Raw genomic sequence first — 19654 nt, forward strand, 5'->3', positions numbered from 1 at the left:
CATTGTGGCCCACTCTTTTTTACAAACTGGTCAGAATGATACCAAAAGTTGGGTCTTGCAGAATATGGCTCAGGATATATCGCAACCTGCTGGTGGCCTTGCGCAGGCCCAATTCGTCAAATATTGCTAGGGCGTGTTCGCATTCGTGCTGGCCAGCCGTCCGGTCATTGGTCGCAATTTTGAACCACCCGTGGAAGAAAATGCGGGTGATTGCCTCTTCAGCGTTAATCGCGGCAAAATGATCGATTTCGCTCAGAATCGCGGCAGCAAGGTCATACTTCTGCATTGCCAGTTGGGATGTGAAGTCGGCCGTCAACAGGTTAAATGCTGGTCGCTGTTCTGGTGAATTATGGCTGCGTTTGACGCCGATCCGGAGCAGCGGCAAGTTGTCGGCACTGGGAATCGCGGCGGAAAAGAACTGGAATAAGCTCAGCTCGTATTGGCCCCAAGTGTCGACCTGGTAAAGGTATTGAACTACTGGGCGCCCGATTATGAACAGCTCTGCCTCGTCGATTTTGGTGCTGTCTGCCTGCGCTAAGGTCGCGGTTAACTCGTAGTAAAGGTAGACGAAGTGATTATTGCGGGTCGGCGTGGTCCGGTAAATGGCCCGGGTCCGGTCCCGCTCGGCAATTACCGCGGGCCGGTCGCTGGTTTTAATCACGTGGAATTTTGCAAATGGCAGCAGGTAGGGACGCATGAGACTGGCGTAGCCACTGTCATGCGGGATGTGCTCCTGCTCGGCAACCGTGTCGATCTGCACCTGGGTGAATTCTTGAAGCGAAACGTTGATGGCCGTCAGCAGTGTGCGCAGATTGGTGCTAGAAACGTCTGATTTGCCGCGCTCGAACCGGGAAATGAAGGAGCTGGTCAGACCAGTCTGAGCTTCGATTTCTTTGAGGGTGATCATCTTACTTTGGCGCATGGTTCTAAAGGTACTGCCGTAAGCTAGTTCCATAATTGTTGCCCCTTAAGCTTGTTTGTCATATATGACAATTTTGGCGATAGCTGGGCCCCTTGTCAACTATGCTTATGCCATTCAAGAGAGTAGTCCAGACTAGGAGGTCCCCATTATGAACGTTTTCCGCAAAAATCAGCCTTTTCGCACGATGGCAATCGCAACGTTCTTCAGTACGATCGGTTCAGTGCTATTCAACTTTGTCTTTATCATTTACGCGCAAAAATTAAGCTATGCGACCGCGGCGCTGTCTTTAGTGTCGGTGGCGAACATCTTGCCCACCGTCGTGACGATCATTAACGGCCATCTTGCCGACCAGACGCCGCCCCAGAAACGCTTCGGGATGATTGTGGCGTTCCGCTGCGTGCAGGCGCTGCTTTACGTGCTATTGGCGGTGCTGATCGGCGATACCGCCAGCAAGTTGATTTTCGGAATTTTGCTTCTGATCAACATTGCTTCGGATATGATTGCTGACTACACCAACGGTCTGGGGATGCACTACCTGCAGCACTTCCTGAAGAACCGTGATGAGTATCAAGCCGGCGCCGGTTTCATGACGGGTGTGGGGACGACGATCAGCGTGGTCTTCCAGGCGCTGGGTGCGAGTTTGATCGTGCTGCTGAACCATAATTACGCCCTGTTTGGTTTGATCAACGCCCTGAGTTTTCTCATCGCCGGGTTGGTTTTGTACCGCAAGCGGCAGGCATTTAAGGCTGCCGATCTGGCCGCGGCTAAGGCGGCAGCAAGGGCGCAGGCACAGCAGCAGAACCGTGGCGGACTGCGGGAAATCATCAAGTCACTGCAGAACATTATGCAAAATGAGCTGCTGGCCAGTATGTTACTTCTGGCGCTGCTGATCAACACGATCGGCACGGCGCTGGACGGACTAGCGAACGTGTTGCTCGCGGGGACGCGGGCGCTCTGGTTCGGGAATTTTGCCAACACGGTTGCGGTGATCGGGGTCGTTAGCTCCGTGGCCATGATCGTTGCGAGCCTATCGACCAAAGACCCGCTGCAGAAGCTGTCGCTGCCCAAGCTGACCCTGATTACGATGGTGAGCCTCGTAATCTTCTCCGTAAACATGGTGTGGTGGCAGAATCGCTACGTCATGCTGGTGCTCATGGCCGTCTGCATGTTCCCCATCGGCAAAATCAATCCCCGGATGTCGGCGGAGATGATGGCCATCGTTGCACCGGAGCGGCTGGCGACCACGAGTAGCGCCTTCCAGACGGTGACGATGTTGGGAGCACCACTTGGCATCGCAATTTTCCTGGGGATTGCTAATCTGTTCAACCCAATTGCGGCGTGGATCGCATACGCAATCGCGGCGGCACTGATAAGTGTTGTGGCGGTGATCATCATCGTCCGGGCGCGCAAAACGTCAGTCAAGGCCGACGCCGTTAAACAAGCATGATGCCAGTGCTGTTAGTTTGCAGCTTGTCACGGTATGATGGGGACAAGAAAGTAATGCAACTTTAGGGGGCGGCGCACATGCCACAAATCTATTTCTTATGTACCGGGAATTCCTGCCGCAGCCAGATGGCCGAGGGCTTTGCCCGGGAAATAATGGGAGCGGACTGGCAGATTGCCAGCGCCGGGATCGAGGCGCAGGGTGTTAACCCGCGCGCGATTCAAGTCATGGCGGAAAAGGGCATTGATATCAGCCACAACCGGTCCAAACAGATCGACATGGACTACTTGTTGAGCTCAGACGTGGTCGTGACCCTGTGCGGGGATGCGCGCGACCGTTGTCCGGTCACGCCCCCATCCGTGCGGCGGGTGCACTGGCCGTTGCCGGACCCGGCGCAAGCCACGGGGTCAGATGCGGAAGTACTGACGGTGTTCCGGCAGGTCCGCGATGAGATTGAACGGCGCGTGCAGCAGTTTGCGGCGGACTGGCAGCAGTAAAAAAACAGGTTTGCGTTAACGGTGATTTCAACATCACGTGAGCGCAAACCTGCTTTTTTCGTTTGGCGACTACTTTTGGCGTGCTAACCACTCAGCCCGCGTGAGTTTGTAGCTCATTACGGTGATGCGGGTGCCGTCATCAAGCGTGAACTCATGCTGCGCGCCCTGATCGATCAGGCCCATTTTCGCCAGCACGCGTCCGGACGCGCCGTTCACGCTGGCATAATCCCCTTGAATCTGTTGGTAGTCGAGCTGGGTAAAGGCATAATCCACCATTGCCCGTCCGGCTTCCGGCATGTAACCGTGCCGCCAATATTCGGGCATCAGCAGGTAGGTCATGACGCCGCCATCGTGAAACTCGAAGAAGCCGATCATTTCCTGGGTGGCTTTGAGGGTGATAGCAAAAGCCGTATCCGGATTTTGTAAAAAGTGCTGTTCGAATTCCTGCTGAATCGCCGCGGGGCTGTTGTCGTCGGCATAGCGCGTGTACTTGCGCGCCCCTTGATCCGCAAACATGCGCGCAAAATCTTGTGCATCATCTGCAGTAAACGGCCGCAGTACCAGCCGGACTGTCTCAATCATTGCAATCCTCCGTTAAGATATTTGCTTCTAATCATAGTGAAGATTGGGGCCGCGGTCAAAAGCTGCTTACTGAAACCAGTATGTGTACGAATGTTATCATTGCAACGCGGATGCTCTAGCAATGACATTTGCAGGTTTGCAAATATTGCATAGTTTGGCCTAACTAACGATAATTATTTCTGCCAAATCAAAAGCGGATATTTTGCCCGCAACGCCAGCAGCAAGTCAAGTGTTGTAATTAATTACGAGAATATTACAATGTAGGCGTATGAAGACAAGCAGATAAGGGAGGAAACATTATGAGTTTAGTGGGTAAAGAAGTCGAACCATTCAGCGCACAAGCTTATCAAAACGGGGAGTTCATCACCGTGACCGATGCCGATTTCAAGGGGCACTGGAGCGTTGTGATGTTCTACCCGGCAGACTTTTCATTCGTTTGTCCAACCGAATTAGCGGATTTGCAGGATCAATACGCGACTTTGCAGCAGCTAGGGGTTGAGGTTTACTCGGTTTCCGAAGATACGCACTATGTTCACAAGGCTTGGCACGACGCGTCTGATGCGGTCGGCAAGTTGCAGTACGCCATGATCGGTGACCCATCGCACCAGCTCGCGCGGATGTTTGACGTGCTCGATGAGGAGCAGGGTCTGGCGCAACGGGGCACCTTCATTTTGGATGACAAGGGTGTTGTGCAGTCGTTGGAAATCAACGCTGACGGCATCGGCCGCAACGCTAGCGAGTACATCGACCGCATCAAGGCTGGTCAGTACGTTGAGAGCCACCCAGGTGAAGTTTGCCCAGCCAAGTGGAAGGAAGGTTCCGAAACTTTGACCCCTGGCCTGGACCTAGTGGGGAAAATCTAAATGTTAGACGCGAAGCTAAAGCAGCAGCTCCAATCATATTTCCAGTTGCTCGAGCAGCCGGTAGTGTTTCGGGTGGATGCCGGCAGCTCTGCGGATGGGACCAAAACTAAGGACTTTTTGACCGAGGTTGCGGGAATCAGCGCAAAGCTGAGCGTCAGGACTGCCAGTCTCAAGCGGCAGCCAAGTTTCACCGTTGACCAGGTCGGCGCGGACCCATCCGGAATTGTTTTCGCCGGAATCCCGCTCGGCCACGAGTTTGAATCCTTCGTCTTGGCCGTGCTGCAGGTTTCGGGCCACGCACCCAAAATCACCGCGGCGGAGCGCGAACAGATCATGGCCATCAACACCGACCTGCATTTTGAAACCTTTGCCAGCCTGTCCTGCCACAACTGTCCGGATGTCGTGCAGGCGCTGAACATTATTAGCGTGCTCAACCCCCACGTCACGCACACGATGATCGAAGGCGGGATGTTTCAGGATGAGGCAACGGCCAAGAACATCATGGCCGTGCCGACCGTCTTCCTCAATGGTAAGGAGTGGCACAACGGTCGCGCCACCCTGGCGGAGTTATTAGCCAAAATCGCGGGTAAGGAAGGGCAAGTTGCCGTTGCGGCGGCCACAACTAAACAGGTGTTTGACGTCCTGATTATTGGTGGTGGTCCTGCTGCCGGGGCAGCGGCAATTTACGCCGCTCGGAAAGGCTTGGCAACAGCCGTGGTCGCGGACCACATGGGCGGGCAGCCTTTGGAGACGGTCGGCATCGAGAACCTGCCCGGGACGGACTACATCACCGGCGAGGACTTGATGGCGAACATCACCGCGCAGTTGACCAAGTACAAGGTCACTTTGATCAGTGGGCAGACGGTGGCGAAGATTGGTGATGAAACCCCAATCGTTTTGCGGCTCAAGGGTGGCGACACCCTCCGCAGTAAGACCGTGATTGTCGCGACCGGGGCCCACTGGCGGCAGCTGGGTGTGCCTGGTGAGGAGGAATTCCGCAATAAGGGTGTGGCCTACTGCCCGCACTGCGACGGTCCGCTCTACAAGGGCAAAGACGTTGCGGTTGTTGGCGGCGGGAACTCCGGATTGGAAGCCGCAATTGACCTCGCCGGGATTGCACATCACGTCACGGTGTTGGAGTTTGCACCGCAAATTTCTGCAGACGCCGTTTTGCAGAGTAAGGCCGCGGCCCTCAGCAATGTCGATTTGATTGCGAACGCCCAGACGACCGAAGTTCTGGGCGATGGTCGGGTAACTGGTCTGAAGTACACCGAACGGGACACGAAAGCCAGCAAGGAACTGACCGTTGACGGAATTTTCGTGCAAATCGGCTTAGTGCCGAACACCGATTTTGTCAGTGACACCCTCGACCTGGATGCTCACCACCAAATCAAGGTCGATGAACATGGGGCCACCAGCATGGACCATGTGTTTGCGGCCGGGGACTGCACCGACTCCGCCTACAAGCAGATCGTGATTGCGATGGGCAGTGGCGCGACAGCCGCGCTGAGTGCTTTCGGGGACATTGCGTTTAGCAAGTAGCTAGCAGGATGTATTGAACCAGATGAAAGAGTTTCGTTAGGGTCATGGCGCGTCTAGTAAACTCGCGCCATGATTTTTTTATGCCGCAAATTTGCTGATGTTTATGATGCTCGTGAATGTATGATGCCACTATTAATTATCATAGTGCTTTCATATTCGCAATTATTAATTATTGATAAATGTAAAGACTATTATTGATGCGAATGCTTTGATAAGATTCTATGGTTAAAAATCATTGGAAATTTTTCAAAGCGCGCGAATTGTAAATTGCAGTTTCGCGAATGCACAGTTATTTTGGAGGGGTTTAGACATGCAACTTATTGCAGCACTTATTTGGATATTCATATTTTTTGTCGTGCTCAAATTGGCCATTTCGGTGGCAACTTCAAATGATGCACAAACAGGACGTAGCTTTAAGATTTTGATAGTCAGCTTGATTGTTGTCAGTGTGCCTACTGTCATTGCACATAATCGTTCTGTGGCTGCTACTGAGGCTGCTGAAGAGGTCAAACAGGAAGCAAGTGCAGAAACGGACGATGACGACGATTCTTATTATTCGGGCGATGACGACACAGACGATACAACTAACACCGACGATGAAGAAGCAGATGCAGATTCTTCAAGCAGCAGTTCCATAGACCGCAGCGGCGCTGACTCTGCAAGTAGTGCCAGCGAGAGTAGCACTGCTGATTCTACGAGTACTGCAACGACGTCATCATCTTCATCAACGCAGCCGGTCAGTCAAAGCAGTGCCAGCAGTACCACTCATACTGGGGTTACTAACAACTACCGCTCCGGCGGTGGCAGTAGTTATGCATACAAGGCAGTGCCGAACACTGCAGACAGTGAAACCGTCTATGTGAGTCCTCAGATTCCCGGCCGTTATCACAAGGATCCCAACTGCCGCGGCCTGCACAAGTACGGAACAAGTATCCAGACAATGACACTAGTTCAAGCCCGTGCTGCCGGCTACGTTGCCTTCTGTGCATACGAGCGGTATGGCGACTAGAAATTAACCTGAAGTAACAGCAAAAGTTCCTCATTTTTGAGGAGCTTTTTTAGTTAACTTTACAATTGTTCCAAAATACTATGCATGTGCATAGTATCGTGTTATACTTCTGTGGTTAAGTTCCACGCAGCTTTTTGCATTAGACTCAGGAGGTCTTAAATTGAAATTAATCACAGTTGAAGAACATTACGACACCGATGCCAACATTGAACAATTTAACAAGTATTCAGAAGTTAAGAACAACAACCCGTTCCAGGATAAGTTAAAGCCATTCCTTGTTGATTTTGACAAGAAGGTTGAATACATGGACGCGAATGGCATCGACATGCAGGTGATTTCCGATGCCGGTAACTCCGCACAGGTTTTGCCAGACAAATACGCGGTTGCTGGATCCCACGCGCAGAACGAAACGCTGGCAGAAAACATCAGCAAGTATCCAGACCGCTTTGCCGGCCTAGCAACATTGCCTGCGAACACACCTGACAAGGCGGCTGCAGAGCTCGAGTACGCTGTTACTAAGCTCGGCATGAAGGGTGCCATCATCAGCGGGAGTATCGACGGCCAGTTCCTTGACGACCCGAAGTTTGACGCGATTTTCGCCGCTGCCGACAAGCTTGGCACGACGCTGTACTTGCACCCAGGTGTCATCACCAACGCCCAGAAGGCCATGCTCTACGATAGTAAGGCCTACTCACCAGCCGCTTCCAACATGATGGCCGGCGCAATGTGGGGTTGGCACATGGAAGCCGGGATTCAGGTCATGCGCCTCATCACTGCCGGTGTGCTCGACAAGTACCCGAATATTAAGCTCGCAACCGGTCACTGGGGTGAGTTCATCCCGATGTTTCTGGAACGGATCGACGGCTTCAGCGACATCATTACTAAGTTGCCACACAAGTTCTCTTACTACTACAAGCGTCAGGTTTACATGTCACCATCCGGTATGTTCACGGCTCCCCAGATGCAGTTGTGCCTGAGCGAAGTCGGTGCCGATCACATCATGTGGTCCGAAGATTACCCATACGTGCAGTCTGGTAAGACGACCCGTGAATTCCTCGGGGGTGCCGATGTGACTGCCGAGCAGCGGGAAGCAATTGCCCACGGAACTGCTGAGAAGTTGTTCAAGCTGTAATCAAGATCATTAAGCACAATCTTTGCACTTCAAAAGCACCTAAGAATGATTAGCACTTCATCATTCTTAGGTGCTTTTGGTTTAATTGTCCGGCTCATTAATTAAGTGCGCAGGGGCTAGCCGGACGCCGTGCACTGATCAGTTCGTTGATGGTGACGCTCGCGAAAATCAGTGCTGCGCCGATCATTTGTAGGCCACTGAGGTGCTCGCCCAGCAGCCAGATGCCAAAGCCCGCGGAAAACAGTGGCTCCAGCGAGAAGATGAGGCTGATGGTTTCCGGTGTCAGGAAGTGCTGCACCTTGGTTTGGACGACAAAGCCGAACGCGCTGCAGATAATGCCCAGCGCGAGAACGGCGCCCCATTGGGTGGTCGTTGCGGGCAGCTCCGGCTTTTCGAACAGGAGACTGCTGATGACGCCCTCTACGCCGGCAACGCCCAGCTGCAGGACGCTGATGCTGAAGGTGTCAGCAATTTTGCGGGTGACGTGGCCGGAGTAAATGATGTGGACTGCGTAGAGTGCCGCCGTCAGTAGGCATAGCGGCGCCCCAATGGAGAATTGCAGGTGGCCGTTTGCGACCAGCAAAAACAGGCCGATGATCACCGCAATGGTCGCAATGATTGCTGATGGCCGCGGCAGTTGCCGCTGCAAGACCGCGTTAAATATCATCACGAACATTGCTGTTGTCGCGACCAGGAAGCCCGCGGTGGTCGCGCTGGTGTGCTGAAGACCAAACATCACGCTGGCAAACAGGCCGTAAAGCAGGGTGCCCATGATAAGGGCGGCTTGAACGTGCTCTTTGTGCAGGCCGTGTAAACCATGCGGGAAGACCAGCATTGTGACCGCAAAGGCAATCAGAAAGCGCAAGCCCACCAGCAGCAGAGGGGAGACCGCGACCAAAGCGACCTTCATCCACATATAACTGGCGCCCCAAGCCGCAACTACCAGGGTCATCATTACAAACGCCCACCGTTTATTCATCACTATCGTCCTTTCCGGTACTTGTTCCATAGTATATAATCGGTGGATACATAAGTATAACGAATGATTCTTATTCAAGAATTAGCAGGGGTGATACAAATGAATCGCTACATCGCATTCTTAGAGGTCGTTACGCGGGGTAGCTTCAGCAAGGCCGCCGCTGCGCTGGGGTACACGCAGTCGGCAATCAGTCAGATGATTGCAGCGTTGGAAGATGAAGTGGGTGTGCGTTTACTACAACGGTCCCGGCGCGGGGTACGGTTGACACCAGAGGGCATGACACTGCTGCCCCAAATTCAGCAACTAGTTCGTCAGTATCGGACCTTTCAAAACCACGTAACGGCAGTTCAGGGCCTGATTGGTGGCGAGATCCGCATCGGGACTATCTCCAGCGTGACGCGACAAATCCTGCCGCAAGTCATTCGTGGTTTTGAACAACAATACCCGCAGGTGCGTTTTGTTTTCCATCAGGGTGATTACAGCCTCAACCGGCAGTGGATTGAATCCGGGGAGGTCGATTTTGGCGTGGTCACTCCGCCCGCGGTGCCGGACCTAACGACAATTCCCTTTTGGCAGCCACAGATGCTGGCGGTCCTGAACCGCAAGGACCCTTTGGCAAAATTACCGGTCGTCCCGCTCACGGACCTTGCTGATGAGCCCTACATCATGGTTGAACAAGGGGATTACAGTGAAGCACTAAATGCCTTCAAAGCTAAAGGTATCAAGCCGAACATCAAGTTCACGATTCACGATGATTACGCAATCATGGGGATGGTCGAGGCAGGACTAGGCTTTAGTATACTTTCCGCCGGCGTATTGGACCGCATGCCCTTTGACGTGGCGGTACGGCCGACTGACCCGCCACTAAGTTTGCACTTAGCGCTGGCGTTCAAGGACCGAGATGCCATGCCTTTAGCCAGTCAGAAGTTTATTGATTATATGCTTGCCCACAAAACTAAATAAACAGTGCGGCCCTGGATTCAAAAGTAGAATCTGGGGCCGTACTGTTTATTGTAAGTAAGATTAAGTGTTACCAGCTAAATTCTTCGTAGTACATGTCGGTGCTGGCGACCCCAGCGTTACTTAAAGCATGGCTCCACGAGTGGCCCATTTTGCTGGGGCCGGAGAGGAGGTACAGATTAGGGCTTTGCGTGAGGGCAGCAGTCTCCTTGGCGACGGCAAAACGACCCGCCTGCACGTGTAGCTTTAAGTTAGTCCGCTTGGCAGCAAGCGCCCGCAACTGCGGGACATAGATCAAATCCTGCGCGCGGTGGGCGGAGTAGTACAGCGTGATTGGAACGTTAGGGTAAGCCTGAATCAGCGCAATCATTGGCACCACGCCGGAACCACCAGCAACCAGAACCATGGGTGTGTCCGGATGCGTGTCGATCATGGTCTTGAAGCGACCAAAACCACCGGCTACGTTCGTTAGTGTGTTCACTGGCAGTTGCTGCATAGCGCGGGTGAAGTCCCCATCTCCCCGCACAGCCAACACCAGCCGGTCGTTCTCGACGGGACTAGCAACCGAGAAGGGGTGCAGTTCCCGCATGCTTGGGTAGTCTGGAAAGCTGATGAAGACATAGTCGCCGGGTGCAATCTGTAGCCGGTAGTGATGGGTAAACCGGAAAGTAAATTCAAAGAAGTTGGGTGCTAGTTGGCGCTTGGCAGTTAATTTTGCTTGCGGTAGCCACCAGGTATCCCGAATCTTGGTGTAGGCGTAAGCCAAGGCGACCACGAGGGTGTAGCCGTTGAAGAGGAACATATAGGGGTGGATGGCGGTGATGTAGTCGATCAGCTGGACGTGGACGAACACCAGCGCGACCGCGATTAGGTTCAGGCGGTGGAGCCACACTGAGAATTCATGCTTAAAAGTCCCTTCAAGCAGGTGTTTGAGGCGCGCCAGCAGCGGAATCCTGCTTGTGAGCCAGCCGGCCATAAACACCAACGAATAGAGCATCATCGCGATGAACAAAACCAGGGCGATATCGCCAGTTAAGCGGATCAGGCCGAATGAGTTGGTGTGGATTTTGTGGAGGACCGCCACTACGATTGCGACAATACTTAGGCAGCCGTGCACCATGTAGATGCTGGGCAGACCGATCAGCCGGTCGAGCCACTGCGGCCGGGTCGCCAGGTAGATGGCGGCCAGGAACCAGACGTAGGCGATGTTGCCGAATTGAACGCCCAGATTTGCAGAATGCAGGCCAGTTGCCAGGGTCAAGACTAATGGTAGCGGCAAGATAAATAATACAACGAGCCAAGTTAAACCTAGTAGGTAAGGAAAACGTTTAAGCAAGATGTGCACCTTCTTAATGGTGGGGGATTCGGCAGAAAATGACGGTTCAGTTTTGAATTGTTGGCAATTGGGTTCAACTTAATAACGCGCAAAGTATAACTGCATGCGAGAATCGTTGCATTAACAATTGTTAAGCATATAACTTTTTTTAATTTTATTCGCGCCGCGTGTTTGTGCACGAATCCGGACAATTGCCCAATTGCTGGCGTTATTTTAGGGTATAATTTGGCTAGTTACTAATGCACGGACTTTGGAGGAATTAACATGCAACACAAGAAAAGTTGGCTGCCGGCGCTGGTTGTGGTGTTACTGCTGCTTGGCGGCGGCTGGTATTGGTTTGCCCACAGCGGTAGTCACGCCAAGACGAACACGAACGCCGCGGTGACGACCGAAAAGCAGTTTTACCAAGATATCACCAAGAAGTACCCCCAGCTCAAGCCCGCTCTGGACCATGATGCTAAGCCAGACACCTACGTGATTCCGGGCCTATTGCGGACGCAAACGTTGAGGTCAAGTAGCAATCAACTCGGCGTCAGCAAAACCATGGATCCGCAGGGACTGACGGTAACACCGCAGTACGTGGTCATTTCGGCCTACAGTCACGACAAGAAGTACCGCTCCGTGCTCTACTTCATTGACAAGCACACGGGTAAGTTTGTGAAGCAGATCGTCATGCCGACCAATTCGCACGCGGGTGGTTTGGCGTACGACACCGTCAGCAAGCGCATCTGGGTCACGACCGAGACGGCATCCCAGACCGCATCGCTGTCGGCTTATGATCCTAGTACCTGGCAACAGGCAGATTTTGCCAAGACACACAATGCCAGCCAGTTTGACCACGTAATCAGTTTGCGTGGCGTTAAGCGGGCGTCATTTATTACCTACCACAATAACTCGCTGGACGTCGGCTTCTTCGACCAGAGTGCGCAGGGCAAGTTCCTGGCGTTCCCGATGACGCAGAGCGGCTTGCCTGACACCAACACGGCGCGGAAGGTTGAACTGCGGGGCGCAAACCAAGTCGGTAAGTACACGACTTCCAAGCGGCTGCAAGGCGCGACCTTCTACGAGGGCAAGCTGCTGTTCTCACAGTCATTCGGCCGTAATTCCTCCAACATTTTGGCCTTCGATAATGATGGCCAGCGCAGTTGGATCGATTTTGACAAGGACGATACGCTCAAAACGGTCAAGTTGCCGCCATATCTAGAACAGATCACCGCTGACGGCAGTGACCTCTACGTCCTGTTTGAATCTGGGGCGGCGAAGTACCGCAAGGCGAACCTGGTCTTTCACGCCGATCGGGTCGTGAAGTTTGACCTCGACCGCTTGCTGCAATAAACGAAGATTAGCAAAATTGCCTCAGCCCTTGATTGTCGTGGGCCGGGGCAATTTTTTGGCGTTTTAGGCTGCGTCAATCTTGCGGCCCCGGTTCTTCAGTGCCATGAATGCGGCTGGGAGCAATGAAATCACGATGATTGCCACCATGATGAGTTCGAAGTGCGTCTTCACGATGGCGATGTTGCCGAAGAAGTAGCCGGCGCCAAGTGCAACCAGGACCCAAGTGATTCCGCCGATGACGTTGTAGAAGGCAAAATCACGGTAATGCATTTTGCTGACGCCAGCGGTGAAGGGGATAAAGGTCCGGATGATGGGCATGAAGCGGCCGAGGAAGATGGCCGGCTTGCCGTACTTGGCGAAGAACTTCTGGGACCTTTCCAAGTAGGCGGGCTTGATGAAGCGACTGAGTTTCTGGCTGTGCATCAAGTGACTGCCGAAGTGTTCCCCAATTTCAAAGTTCAGGGAGTCGCCGGCGATGGCCGCAATGCTCATGATGGCCAGTAAAATCCAGATATTGAGGCCGTGCCCACCGAGCGCGGCGAGCGAGCCGCACAGGAACAGCAGCGAATCACCAGGCAGGAATGGGAGCACAACGACGCCGGTCTCAACGAAAATCAGGGCGAACAGGCCGAGATAGATCAGGCCGCCAAACTGGGCAATTAGTTGCGGGAGTAACTGGCTAAGATTGGGTACGAGGCTGGTGAGTAGCAGGATTGACATGGCAATTTCCCCTTTGAATGGTTTTCCGAATTAGTTGATGGTCTTAGAATACCCACCCGCCGGTGACCCGCCCACTCATGAAAACTAAAGCGAAAATGAGTAATTTTCAGCTACTCTGCCGCCGCTCCAGACAGATGGGCAATTATTTCTGAGCAAAATTCAGAATGGACACTGAGCGGCAATATTGCCCGGGAAATAATCTTATCGAATGGTAAAAATGCAAAATCATCGTGTGGCGCGCTTTTAAGGGTACATTGTTGTTTCACAAATGAATGATACACTGATGGAATGTGCCACAGATGTGCCACCCTCACTCGTAACCCAAACTTTAAAAAAACTAAACTAGAATAAAAGAAATAGCGTCTGCGGTCCGAACTGGAATACCGAAAAATTTGATCATTCGACTATACTGTGACGCTGTTTCTTCCAAAACACGAAAAAGCGACAATCCGAGTAGTGAACTATCACCACCTGGACTGTCGCTTTAACGTTTATATAATCGATTACCAGAGCACTATTAAATAATTGCGCAGTCTATTCCATCAGGATTATTTATTTTGATGGAGAGAACCATCCAGTATGCTTGTGGTACAAACGCGAATGCTTGACAATATTTGCAGAGCATTTTCCCGCAGTGGTTTTGCTCTTTGTCGAACAGTATGGATTACTGCCATAATCGGCCAAACAATGAGTGCTCTTCGCCAAAGCAACATCACAGTCACTTTGTACAAAGTTTCGCGCAGCCATAACAGGGTTTGCCGTCTTAGAATAGTAACGCCCGTTGCCTAGATAACCGTTGAAACGATTGCAGTGCACGTATTGTCCATGCTTAGGTAACTGACCATTACTAAGCCCACCTACTTGTACATCCGCCGAGGTAGACAGAGTCGCTGCTGACTCCTCTGCATTCAGAGCTTGATCGTCCATGTTCTCAATAATCTGTCCCATATCGACCGTTTCTTGTACAACAACAGTTTTGCCATCAGAAAGTTGGCTCTGCGACACTGCTTGTGTATTCTTTGTTCCAGCTGTTGTACTTTCCGTCGTTACATCCAATGCACCATCTTTATTGGGGTTAGTGTTAACAGTCACTTCACCCTTTGAATCAGTCACATAAGATTTTCCCTCAACTGATACAGGCTCACCGCTGTACTTTACGTTTCGTTCCAAACGATTATCAGTTGCGTTGTAGATCCACCCTGTTTGTTCGTATAAGTTAATAACATCTTGGTTCAGGTCGCTACAGTCGAGAACCTGTAAAACTTCTTTTTTAATTGTAACCGTTTTATCAACGTTACTTGAGAACCCAGTGGTAAATGTAAACGCACTGGCCATAACCCCTAAAATTGCAACTTTTCTCCAAAAGATTTTCTCATTTTTTCCAACTCCTAAATGTTAGCTGACGATACTCCGACCCATGTTCACCTTCAACAACCACGCTATACAGTCGTAGGGCTTGCATCACCTCCCTTCTTGTATATTTTTTCGATTCATATAGTCGTGCAATAAATGAAGTAGCTAAGGCACATGAAATCGATGTTCCCGAAATTTTCGATCTTGATAAATTCGAGTACAACGTTCCAGGCATAACGTAATCAACATCCCCAAAGTTTGAATAGTCTGCAATTAACCCAGTGGATTCAACAGCACCAATACTCAAAACACCTGTTAGTCTGGCAGGAAAATCAGAGTATTCTCTGGAGTGATTACCCGCCGCCGCAACAACCACTGTTGAATCGTTCATAAGTTTTAATATGATATTCTGAATTCGTTGACTAACGGATTCGAAGTAAAAGCTCATGTTGACCAAGTCGTAGTCTTTGGATTTAATTGCAGTTAAAGCCCGATACACTCCACTTTCAGTAATAGTTGTCGTTCCAGCAGCATAAACATCAACAATACTAGATTTTGGCCCGTATTTTTTTATAATACTCACAATCTGATCTGCATGGGTGGTGTTGTTAGTGGGGATTGATTTGTTAAAAACGGCCTTATCTTGCGTAAGGTTTGTCGAACTGTCGATAATTGCTATACGGGGATTTCGCTTATGCACCATTCGTTTTGAAAACTGAATACTTTCGATTGTCCCAATGTGACTGGAAGTACGACCATACTTGTGTGATGGACTAGTGCACCCACTCACACACAATATTGTTAGAAGAAGAAGTACAGTCAACGTTCTAATTTTCATTGCACGACCGGATACAGTGTAATTAATTTATTGACTAATTGGCTACGAACAGAGGTGTAATTCCTACTGAAGTATACGTTGGTTACAACATCTCGATTTTTCTTTATGCTAAACAAGCTAGATTTTACGTTTTCCTTATCTGATATCTGCAAAAGTGCCATCTTCATATCGCCATCGGAACTCATATAATGAACAAGCTGTCCTTTGTCGGCGTTACCAAAGTCAATATTGTATTCATTATTTCGACTGAATGTTGTAACCTGGTTTGGAACGATGCTATGTTTTTTAGCAACCGTTGCTAACGTATGAGTATTATCGACTTCCTTTGCCATCTTGGTTAGCGCTTGATGTTCACCCTCAACAACGGTGAGGTGGACGAGATACGTACCATTGATTTTTTCCTCTTCGTCAAGAAATTTCCGTAAGGTTGATTCTGTAAACAAATCAAAGTTTTTCGCTAAGCCCTTTACACGAACATAGTCTGTAAGCTGTCGAGATTTTGTCGATTTAATATTTGGTTTTGTTAGTTGTAAATATTTTAATTGAGTGACCTTTTCATGGTCAGATATTGATAAATGCTCTTTAGTAAACTATTGATTAATCATACTTCGCTCTTTAAGTGCAGTTACTTCAGTCGTGAAATAATCCTTTTGTAACCCATTATTCACATCTTGCTTGGTTATCTTCTGATCTCCGACCGTCATTACAGTTCTTTGTAATTGAGTGTTTTCGAAGGCTTTCATGCCGAAAACAGTACAAATTACCGTAACTAAGCAGGCAACCAATGCCGTGACAAGTATCTTTATGTTCTTTTTCATAAACTAATCCTCCATGTGTATATACTTACATCGACGGTATAAGCACAAATATCATCCAAACGATAAATAGAATTAACAATACAAAGACGGCAACTGATAACCATAAGATGACTTTATTCTGTTTCTGAGCGCCGATATATACCATTACAAGTGCAATCAGGAGAAGAAGTACCAAATATTTAGTCATGAAAGATCTTACCTTTCTACATGTTTTTAGGGGTCTACACTTTCTGGTGTTGGAGAAATCCAACGCGGAGAGTGTGGATCCTTTTTAAATTACAGATATATCTAAAAGGACACCTACAAAGTTACCCGTGCTATGCTCTACGCGTCGAAATCAAAAGCAAGAGAGGTAATCTGTCGATGTCCACTTTTAATCCTACGCTGTCTGTTATTGGAATTCCAGACCCACATATCCATGTTTACGAAGTATACGATGAATTCCGTGGTAAAGGCTCACGTCGCCGGAAAGTACATGTCATTTTTGCTAATCTTTCTTACAGTCTGAACCACTGTCCACTATGTGGGATGAATGCACTGCGTCCTAACGGGCACAAGCTTACTCACATTCACGTAAAAGGAGCTACAGAGGTTCCAACAATCATTGATTTAAACAAGCAACGCTGGTGGTGCGATAACTGTGGCCATTCAGTTATGGGGACAACACCCCTGGTCGAAACTAACCATTCGATTGCCAAAGGCATTGAACAAAGAGTCATTAAATTGGCACAAGACCGGCTTCCGCGGAAGACTATTGCGCTATTGCTAGGCATTTCATCGACAACTGTGCAAAGATTTCTCAATGCCAATGTAAAGTATCATGCGGCAAAGCATTTACCCGTAAATCTGTGCTTTGACGAGTTCCGTTCGACAAGCAATATGATGTCGTTCATTTGTATTGACGGTGATACACATAGGCTGGTCAGCCTGCTTGGTGACCGCCTGAACAAAACCATCAAGGACTTCTTCATCAACCAGTACAGCCTTAAAGAGCGCCGTGCAGACGGTAACGATGGACATGAATGCCGCTTATCAACTCTTTATCCATGAAGTCTTTCCGAATGCTCGCATCATCATCGATCGGTTTCATATCGTTCAGTTACTTGGGCGAGCACTAGATCAAGCACGTATCGCTACACTTAAGCAGATTCAGAATCACCACCTGAGAACCTACAAGGTTCTCAAATCGCAGTGGCGTCTCTTCCACAAAGCAAATCCAGACGCGCAACACGTCCGTTACTTGTTCGGATTGAATGAATATATGTCCGAGCAGAACGCCTTAGATATCGCATTGGACAAGTACCCAGAACTCAAGCAAGTTTACGGCACCTATATCTCCCTGCACGATGCATTAACGAATCGGGACACAAGAGCTTTCTGGCGAATACTTGATACTTACAAACCGACAGGTAGCCCAATGGATACAGCCATTAGTACGCTTTATAAAAATCGTCGTGGTGTTCTTGCGGCGACAGCCAGCCCACGATCAAATGGTCCGATTGAAGGTGTTAATCGCTTAATCAAGTCTTTAAAGCGCTCCTGTTTTGGCTTCGGCAACCAGGAAAACTTCTTCAATCGCATTTACCAATTAACAGCTTAAAACAACAAAGAGGCCTCCAATTATGGAGATCTCCTTGAATGATAAATTTATTCTTCAACACCATTTGACGCAGAGCCTAAAAAATTTAAGGCAAAAAAAGTGCCGCTAAATTCACTTTGCAGAATTTAGCGGCACAGATTAATTGGCTTCAGATACGGCTACTTTGTTGACACGGCTTGGTCGCGCAGTTCCCGCCGCAGCGCCCACAGGTTCAGGGCTAAGGCTGCAAGCATGAGAATCAGGGCAACTAGCATGATGTGGTGCAAACCCATGTACAGGATCTGGCGCATCTCTGGCAGTAGCTGCTGCGGCAGAGACTTGTTGCTCTGGGCGTTGGAGAGCTTGTTCATCATGCCCATGGTGATTTTGCCGCCAGCCTTGAGAACGCCGGCGTGCAAGGCGTTGTTCATGACCAGGCCGAACAGGGCCGCGGCCACGGACTGCGCGAGCATGCGGATCAGGAAGGAGAAGCTGGTTGCGACCGGCACATCCTGCGCATCCGCGTCAGTTTGCACTTTAACTTGCAGCTCACTGAAGATGAGGCCGTTACCGAAGCCTTCAAAAGCTCCGGCGGTCAAGATTACCCAGTAGGCAGCGTGCGCACCGGCCAGTGACATGATGATGTAGGTCATGATCAGCATACAGATACCGACTAGGAGCAGCTGCTGCGCGGTGACGCGGTGACGGAACGGTGCGGCAATCGTGGCGCCCGCAAAGTTAGTTAGCGAGCTGGGAATCTGCGTGCAGCCACCGACGAGGGCAGACAAGCCGAGCAGCGCTTGCGCCCACATTGGGCCGTAAGTGACGAAGGCCATGAACGCACCCCAGATGATGGTGAATAGGCCGAAGTCGACGAGCAGGTCGGTGTTTTTGAACAGCCGGCCGGGGATGATGGGGTCATCCGCACGCTTTTCCGCCCAAATGAGGCCAGCGAGGCTAACCACCGCCAACGCGGCCAGCAGCAGCACAATCGTTGTTGACTCGGTGCCAATCATTTCGATGGTCATCAGCAGGCTGATTAGGCCGACCGACAGGAAGCAGGTGCCCAGGTAGTCGAATTTTGCCCGGGCCTTGGCCGTGACGTTTTCCTTGAAGAATATCTGCACCAAAATGGCGGAGAGCAGGCCAATTGGCACGTTCAGGTAGAAGACCCAGTGCCAGGACCAGGTGTCAACGATGGCCCCACCGACTAGCGGCCCGATGATGGTTGCCGTCGAGAAACTCGCGGAGACCAGTCCCAGCACCTGCATGCGTTTGCGCGGGTTCTTGTACAGTTGCGCGTAAATGATGTAGGGCAGGGAGACCATGCCGCCGCTGCCGAAGCCGGCGATGGCCCGCGCAATGATCAGGGTGATCATGTTCGGGGAAGCACCCTGCAGAAAACTGCCGACAACGAACATGATGGCGGCAGTTTCGTAAGCGCGCCGGTTGCCGAAGCGTTCACCGAACTTGCTCCAGAGCGGGGTGGAAACGGCGGTGCCGAGCAGGAACACGGCGACGACCCAGCCCATCAGCTCCAGGCCGTGCAGGTCGGCAATGATTGCGGGCAGTGCGGTATTAACAATGGTGCCATCCAAGCCACTCATCGCGTTCGAGAGCAGGAGGGCAAAGGTTACGATAATGACATTTTTCTTATTCACGTGGGTTCTTCTTTCAGAAAATTAAAACTAATATAAATGTTACGCTTCTATTAGTTTCGCTACAAGACTGTTAATCCGGCTTTC

18 protein-coding genes and 1 pseudogene are annotated in these 19654 nt (G+C 50.7%); 9 read left to right on the forward strand and 10 right to left on the reverse strand.

What is annotated here, in order from left to right:
* Window positions 1-19: 19 nt before the first annotated feature.
* Window positions 20-955: an Rgg/GadR/MutR family transcriptional regulator gene (locus GN107_RS02750; protein ID WP_155286328.1), complete on the reverse strand. Its 936-nt coding sequence runs from the start codon at window positions 953-955 to the stop codon at window positions 20-22.
* Window positions 956-1070: 115 nt separating this feature from the next.
* On the opposite strand from GN107_RS02750, the gene GN107_RS02755 reads away from it, so the two are divergent.
* Complete coding sequence (locus GN107_RS02755) at window positions 1071-2369, forward strand: MFS transporter (RefSeq protein WP_155286329.1); 1299 nt, start codon at window positions 1071-1073, stop codon at window positions 2367-2369.
* A gap of 77 nt (window positions 2370-2446) precedes the next feature.
* Window positions 2447-2863, forward strand: a complete 417-nt coding sequence (gene arsC / locus GN107_RS02760) for an arsenate reductase (thioredoxin) (RefSeq protein ID WP_155286330.1) — start codon at window positions 2447-2449, stop codon at window positions 2861-2863.
* 69 nt (window positions 2864-2932) lie between these two features.
* On the opposite strand, the gene GN107_RS02765 is transcribed toward arsC, so the two are convergent.
* Entirely contained in the window at window positions 2933-3445 is a 513-nt protein-coding gene (locus GN107_RS02765; protein WP_155286331.1) for a GNAT family N-acetyltransferase, read from the reverse strand.
* A gap of 299 nt (window positions 3446-3744) precedes the next feature.
* Here GN107_RS02765 and ahpC point away from each other — a divergent pair, with 299 nt between their 5' ends.
* From ahpC to GN107_RS02785, 4 genes are all read left to right on the forward strand, one after another.
* Window positions 3745-4308 (forward strand): alkyl hydroperoxide reductase subunit C, encoded by a 564-nt coding sequence (ahpC, locus tag GN107_RS02770; protein ID WP_155286332.1) that lies wholly within the window; start codon window positions 3745-3747, stop codon window positions 4306-4308.
* Window positions 4309-5850: an alkyl hydroperoxide reductase subunit F gene (gene ahpF, locus GN107_RS02775; protein ID WP_155286333.1), complete on the forward strand. Its 1542-nt coding sequence runs from the start codon at window positions 4309-4311 to the stop codon at window positions 5848-5850.
* 310 nt (window positions 5851-6160) lie between these two features.
* Entirely contained in the window at window positions 6161-6859 is a 699-nt protein-coding gene (locus tag GN107_RS02780) for a hypothetical protein (RefSeq protein WP_155286334.1), read from the forward strand.
* A 160-nt stretch (window positions 6860-7019) separates the two neighbouring features.
* Complete coding sequence (locus GN107_RS02785) at window positions 7020-7991, forward strand: amidohydrolase family protein (protein WP_155286335.1); 972 nt, start codon at window positions 7020-7022, stop codon at window positions 7989-7991.
* Window positions 7992-8088: 97 nt separating this feature from the next.
* Here GN107_RS02785 and GN107_RS02790 read toward each other — a convergent pair whose 3' ends face one another.
* Window positions 8089-8970, reverse strand: coding sequence for a DMT family transporter (locus GN107_RS02790; RefSeq protein ID WP_196246230.1), 882 nt, complete (start codon window positions 8968-8970; stop codon window positions 8089-8091).
* 99 nt (window positions 8971-9069) lie between these two features.
* On the opposite strand from GN107_RS02790, the gene GN107_RS02795 reads away from it, so the two are divergent.
* Window positions 9070-9933: a LysR family transcriptional regulator gene (locus GN107_RS02795; RefSeq protein WP_155286337.1), complete on the forward strand. Its 864-nt coding sequence runs from the start codon at window positions 9070-9072 to the stop codon at window positions 9931-9933.
* Window positions 9934-10000: 67 nt separating this feature from the next.
* On the opposite strand, the gene GN107_RS02800 is transcribed toward GN107_RS02795, so the two are convergent.
* Window positions 10001-11266 carry an FAD-binding oxidoreductase gene (locus tag GN107_RS02800; RefSeq protein ID WP_155286338.1) on the reverse strand — a complete coding sequence of 422 codons (1266 nt, stop codon included), beginning with the start codon at window positions 11264-11266 and terminating at the stop codon, window positions 10001-10003.
* 264 nt (window positions 11267-11530) lie between these two features.
* Between GN107_RS02800 and GN107_RS02805 the strand changes: the two genes are divergently transcribed.
* On the forward strand, window positions 11531-12601 hold the full coding sequence (locus GN107_RS02805; protein ID WP_155286339.1) for a YncE family protein: 1071 nt from the start codon (window positions 11531-11533) through the stop codon (window positions 12599-12601).
* 63 nt (window positions 12602-12664) lie between these two features.
* Here GN107_RS02805 and GN107_RS02810 read toward each other — a convergent pair whose 3' ends face one another.
* From GN107_RS02810 to GN107_RS02830, 5 genes are all read right to left on the reverse strand, one after another.
* Window positions 12665-13321 carry a VTT domain-containing protein gene (locus GN107_RS02810; protein WP_196246231.1) on the reverse strand — a complete coding sequence of 219 codons (657 nt, stop codon included), beginning with the start codon at window positions 13319-13321 and terminating at the stop codon, window positions 12665-12667.
* 552 nt (window positions 13322-13873) lie between these two features.
* On the reverse strand, window positions 13874-14656 hold the full coding sequence (locus GN107_RS02815; RefSeq protein ID WP_155286340.1) for a hypothetical protein: 783 nt from the start codon (window positions 14654-14656) through the stop codon (window positions 13874-13876).
* Window positions 14657-14693: 37 nt separating this feature from the next.
* On the reverse strand, window positions 14694-15257 hold the full coding sequence (locus GN107_RS02820; RefSeq protein WP_196246232.1) for a S8 family serine peptidase: 564 nt from the start codon (window positions 15255-15257) through the stop codon (window positions 14694-14696).
* A 251-nt stretch (window positions 15258-15508) separates the two neighbouring features.
* Window positions 15509-15955 (reverse strand): hypothetical protein, encoded by a 447-nt coding sequence (locus tag GN107_RS02825; RefSeq protein WP_155286342.1) that lies wholly within the window; start codon window positions 15953-15955, stop codon window positions 15509-15511.
* Between the two features lie 147 nt (window positions 15956-16102).
* Window positions 16103-16330 (reverse strand): SurA N-terminal domain-containing protein, encoded by a 228-nt coding sequence (locus GN107_RS02830; protein WP_155286343.1) that lies wholly within the window; start codon window positions 16328-16330, stop codon window positions 16103-16105.
* Between the two features lie 363 nt (window positions 16331-16693).
* On the opposite strand from GN107_RS02830, the pseudogene GN107_RS02835 reads away from it, so the two are divergent.
* Window positions 16694-17930, forward strand: a pseudogene (locus tag GN107_RS02835) (ISL3 family transposase).
* 158 nt (window positions 17931-18088) lie between these two features.
* On the opposite strand, the gene GN107_RS02840 reads toward GN107_RS02835, so the two are convergent.
* Window positions 18089-19570 (reverse strand): MFS transporter, encoded by a 1482-nt coding sequence (locus GN107_RS02840; RefSeq protein WP_155286344.1) that lies wholly within the window; start codon window positions 19568-19570, stop codon window positions 18089-18091.
* Between the last annotated feature and the right edge of the window lie 84 nt (window positions 19571-19654).

This window comes from Lacticaseibacillus zhaodongensis (assembly GCF_009687905.1).
GTDB lineage: Bacteria > Bacillota > Bacilli > Lactobacillales > Lactobacillaceae > Lacticaseibacillus > Lacticaseibacillus zhaodongensis.

What these genes read in the sequence shown, in the direction of transcription:
- GN107_RS02805 (WP_155286339.1), top strand. Translation starts at nt 11,531, where the DNA reads ATGCAACACAAGAAAAGTTGGCTGCCGGCGCTGGTTGTGGTGTTACTG.
- arsC (WP_155286330.1), top strand. Translation starts at nt 2,447, where the DNA reads ATGCCACAAATCTATTTCTTATGTACCGGGAATTCCTGCCGCAGCCAG.
- GN107_RS02765 (WP_155286331.1), bottom strand. Translation starts at nt 3,445, where the DNA reads ATGATTGAGACAGTCCGGCTGGTACTGCGGCCGTTTACTGCAGATGAT.
- GN107_RS02830 (WP_155286343.1), bottom strand. Translation starts at nt 16,330, where the DNA reads ATGAAAAAGAACATAAAGATACTTGTCACGGCATTGGTTGCCTGCTTA.
- GN107_RS02755 (WP_155286329.1), top strand. Translation starts at nt 1,071, where the DNA reads ATGAACGTTTTCCGCAAAAATCAGCCTTTTCGCACGATGGCAATCGCA.
- GN107_RS02790 (WP_196246230.1), bottom strand. Translation starts at nt 8,970, where the DNA reads ATGAATAAACGGTGGGCGTTTGTAATGATGACCCTGGTAGTTGCGGCT.
- GN107_RS02780 (WP_155286334.1), top strand. Translation starts at nt 6,161, where the DNA reads ATGCAACTTATTGCAGCACTTATTTGGATATTCATATTTTTTGTCGTG.
- ahpF (WP_155286333.1), top strand. Translation starts at nt 4,309, where the DNA reads ATGTTAGACGCGAAGCTAAAGCAGCAGCTCCAATCATATTTCCAGTTG.
- GN107_RS02810 (WP_196246231.1), bottom strand. Translation starts at nt 13,321, where the DNA reads ATGTCAATCCTGCTACTCACCAGCCTCGTACCCAATCTTAGCCAGTTA.
- ahpC (WP_155286332.1), top strand. Translation starts at nt 3,745, where the DNA reads ATGAGTTTAGTGGGTAAAGAAGTCGAACCATTCAGCGCACAAGCTTAT.
- GN107_RS02795 (WP_155286337.1), top strand. Translation starts at nt 9,070, where the DNA reads ATGAATCGCTACATCGCATTCTTAGAGGTCGTTACGCGGGGTAGCTTC.
- GN107_RS02815 (WP_155286340.1), bottom strand. Translation starts at nt 14,656, where the DNA reads ATGGCCAGTGCGTTTACATTTACCACTGGGTTCTCAAGTAACGTTGAT.
- GN107_RS02750 (WP_155286328.1), bottom strand. Translation starts at nt 955, where the DNA reads ATGGAACTAGCTTACGGCAGTACCTTTAGAACCATGCGCCAAAGTAAG.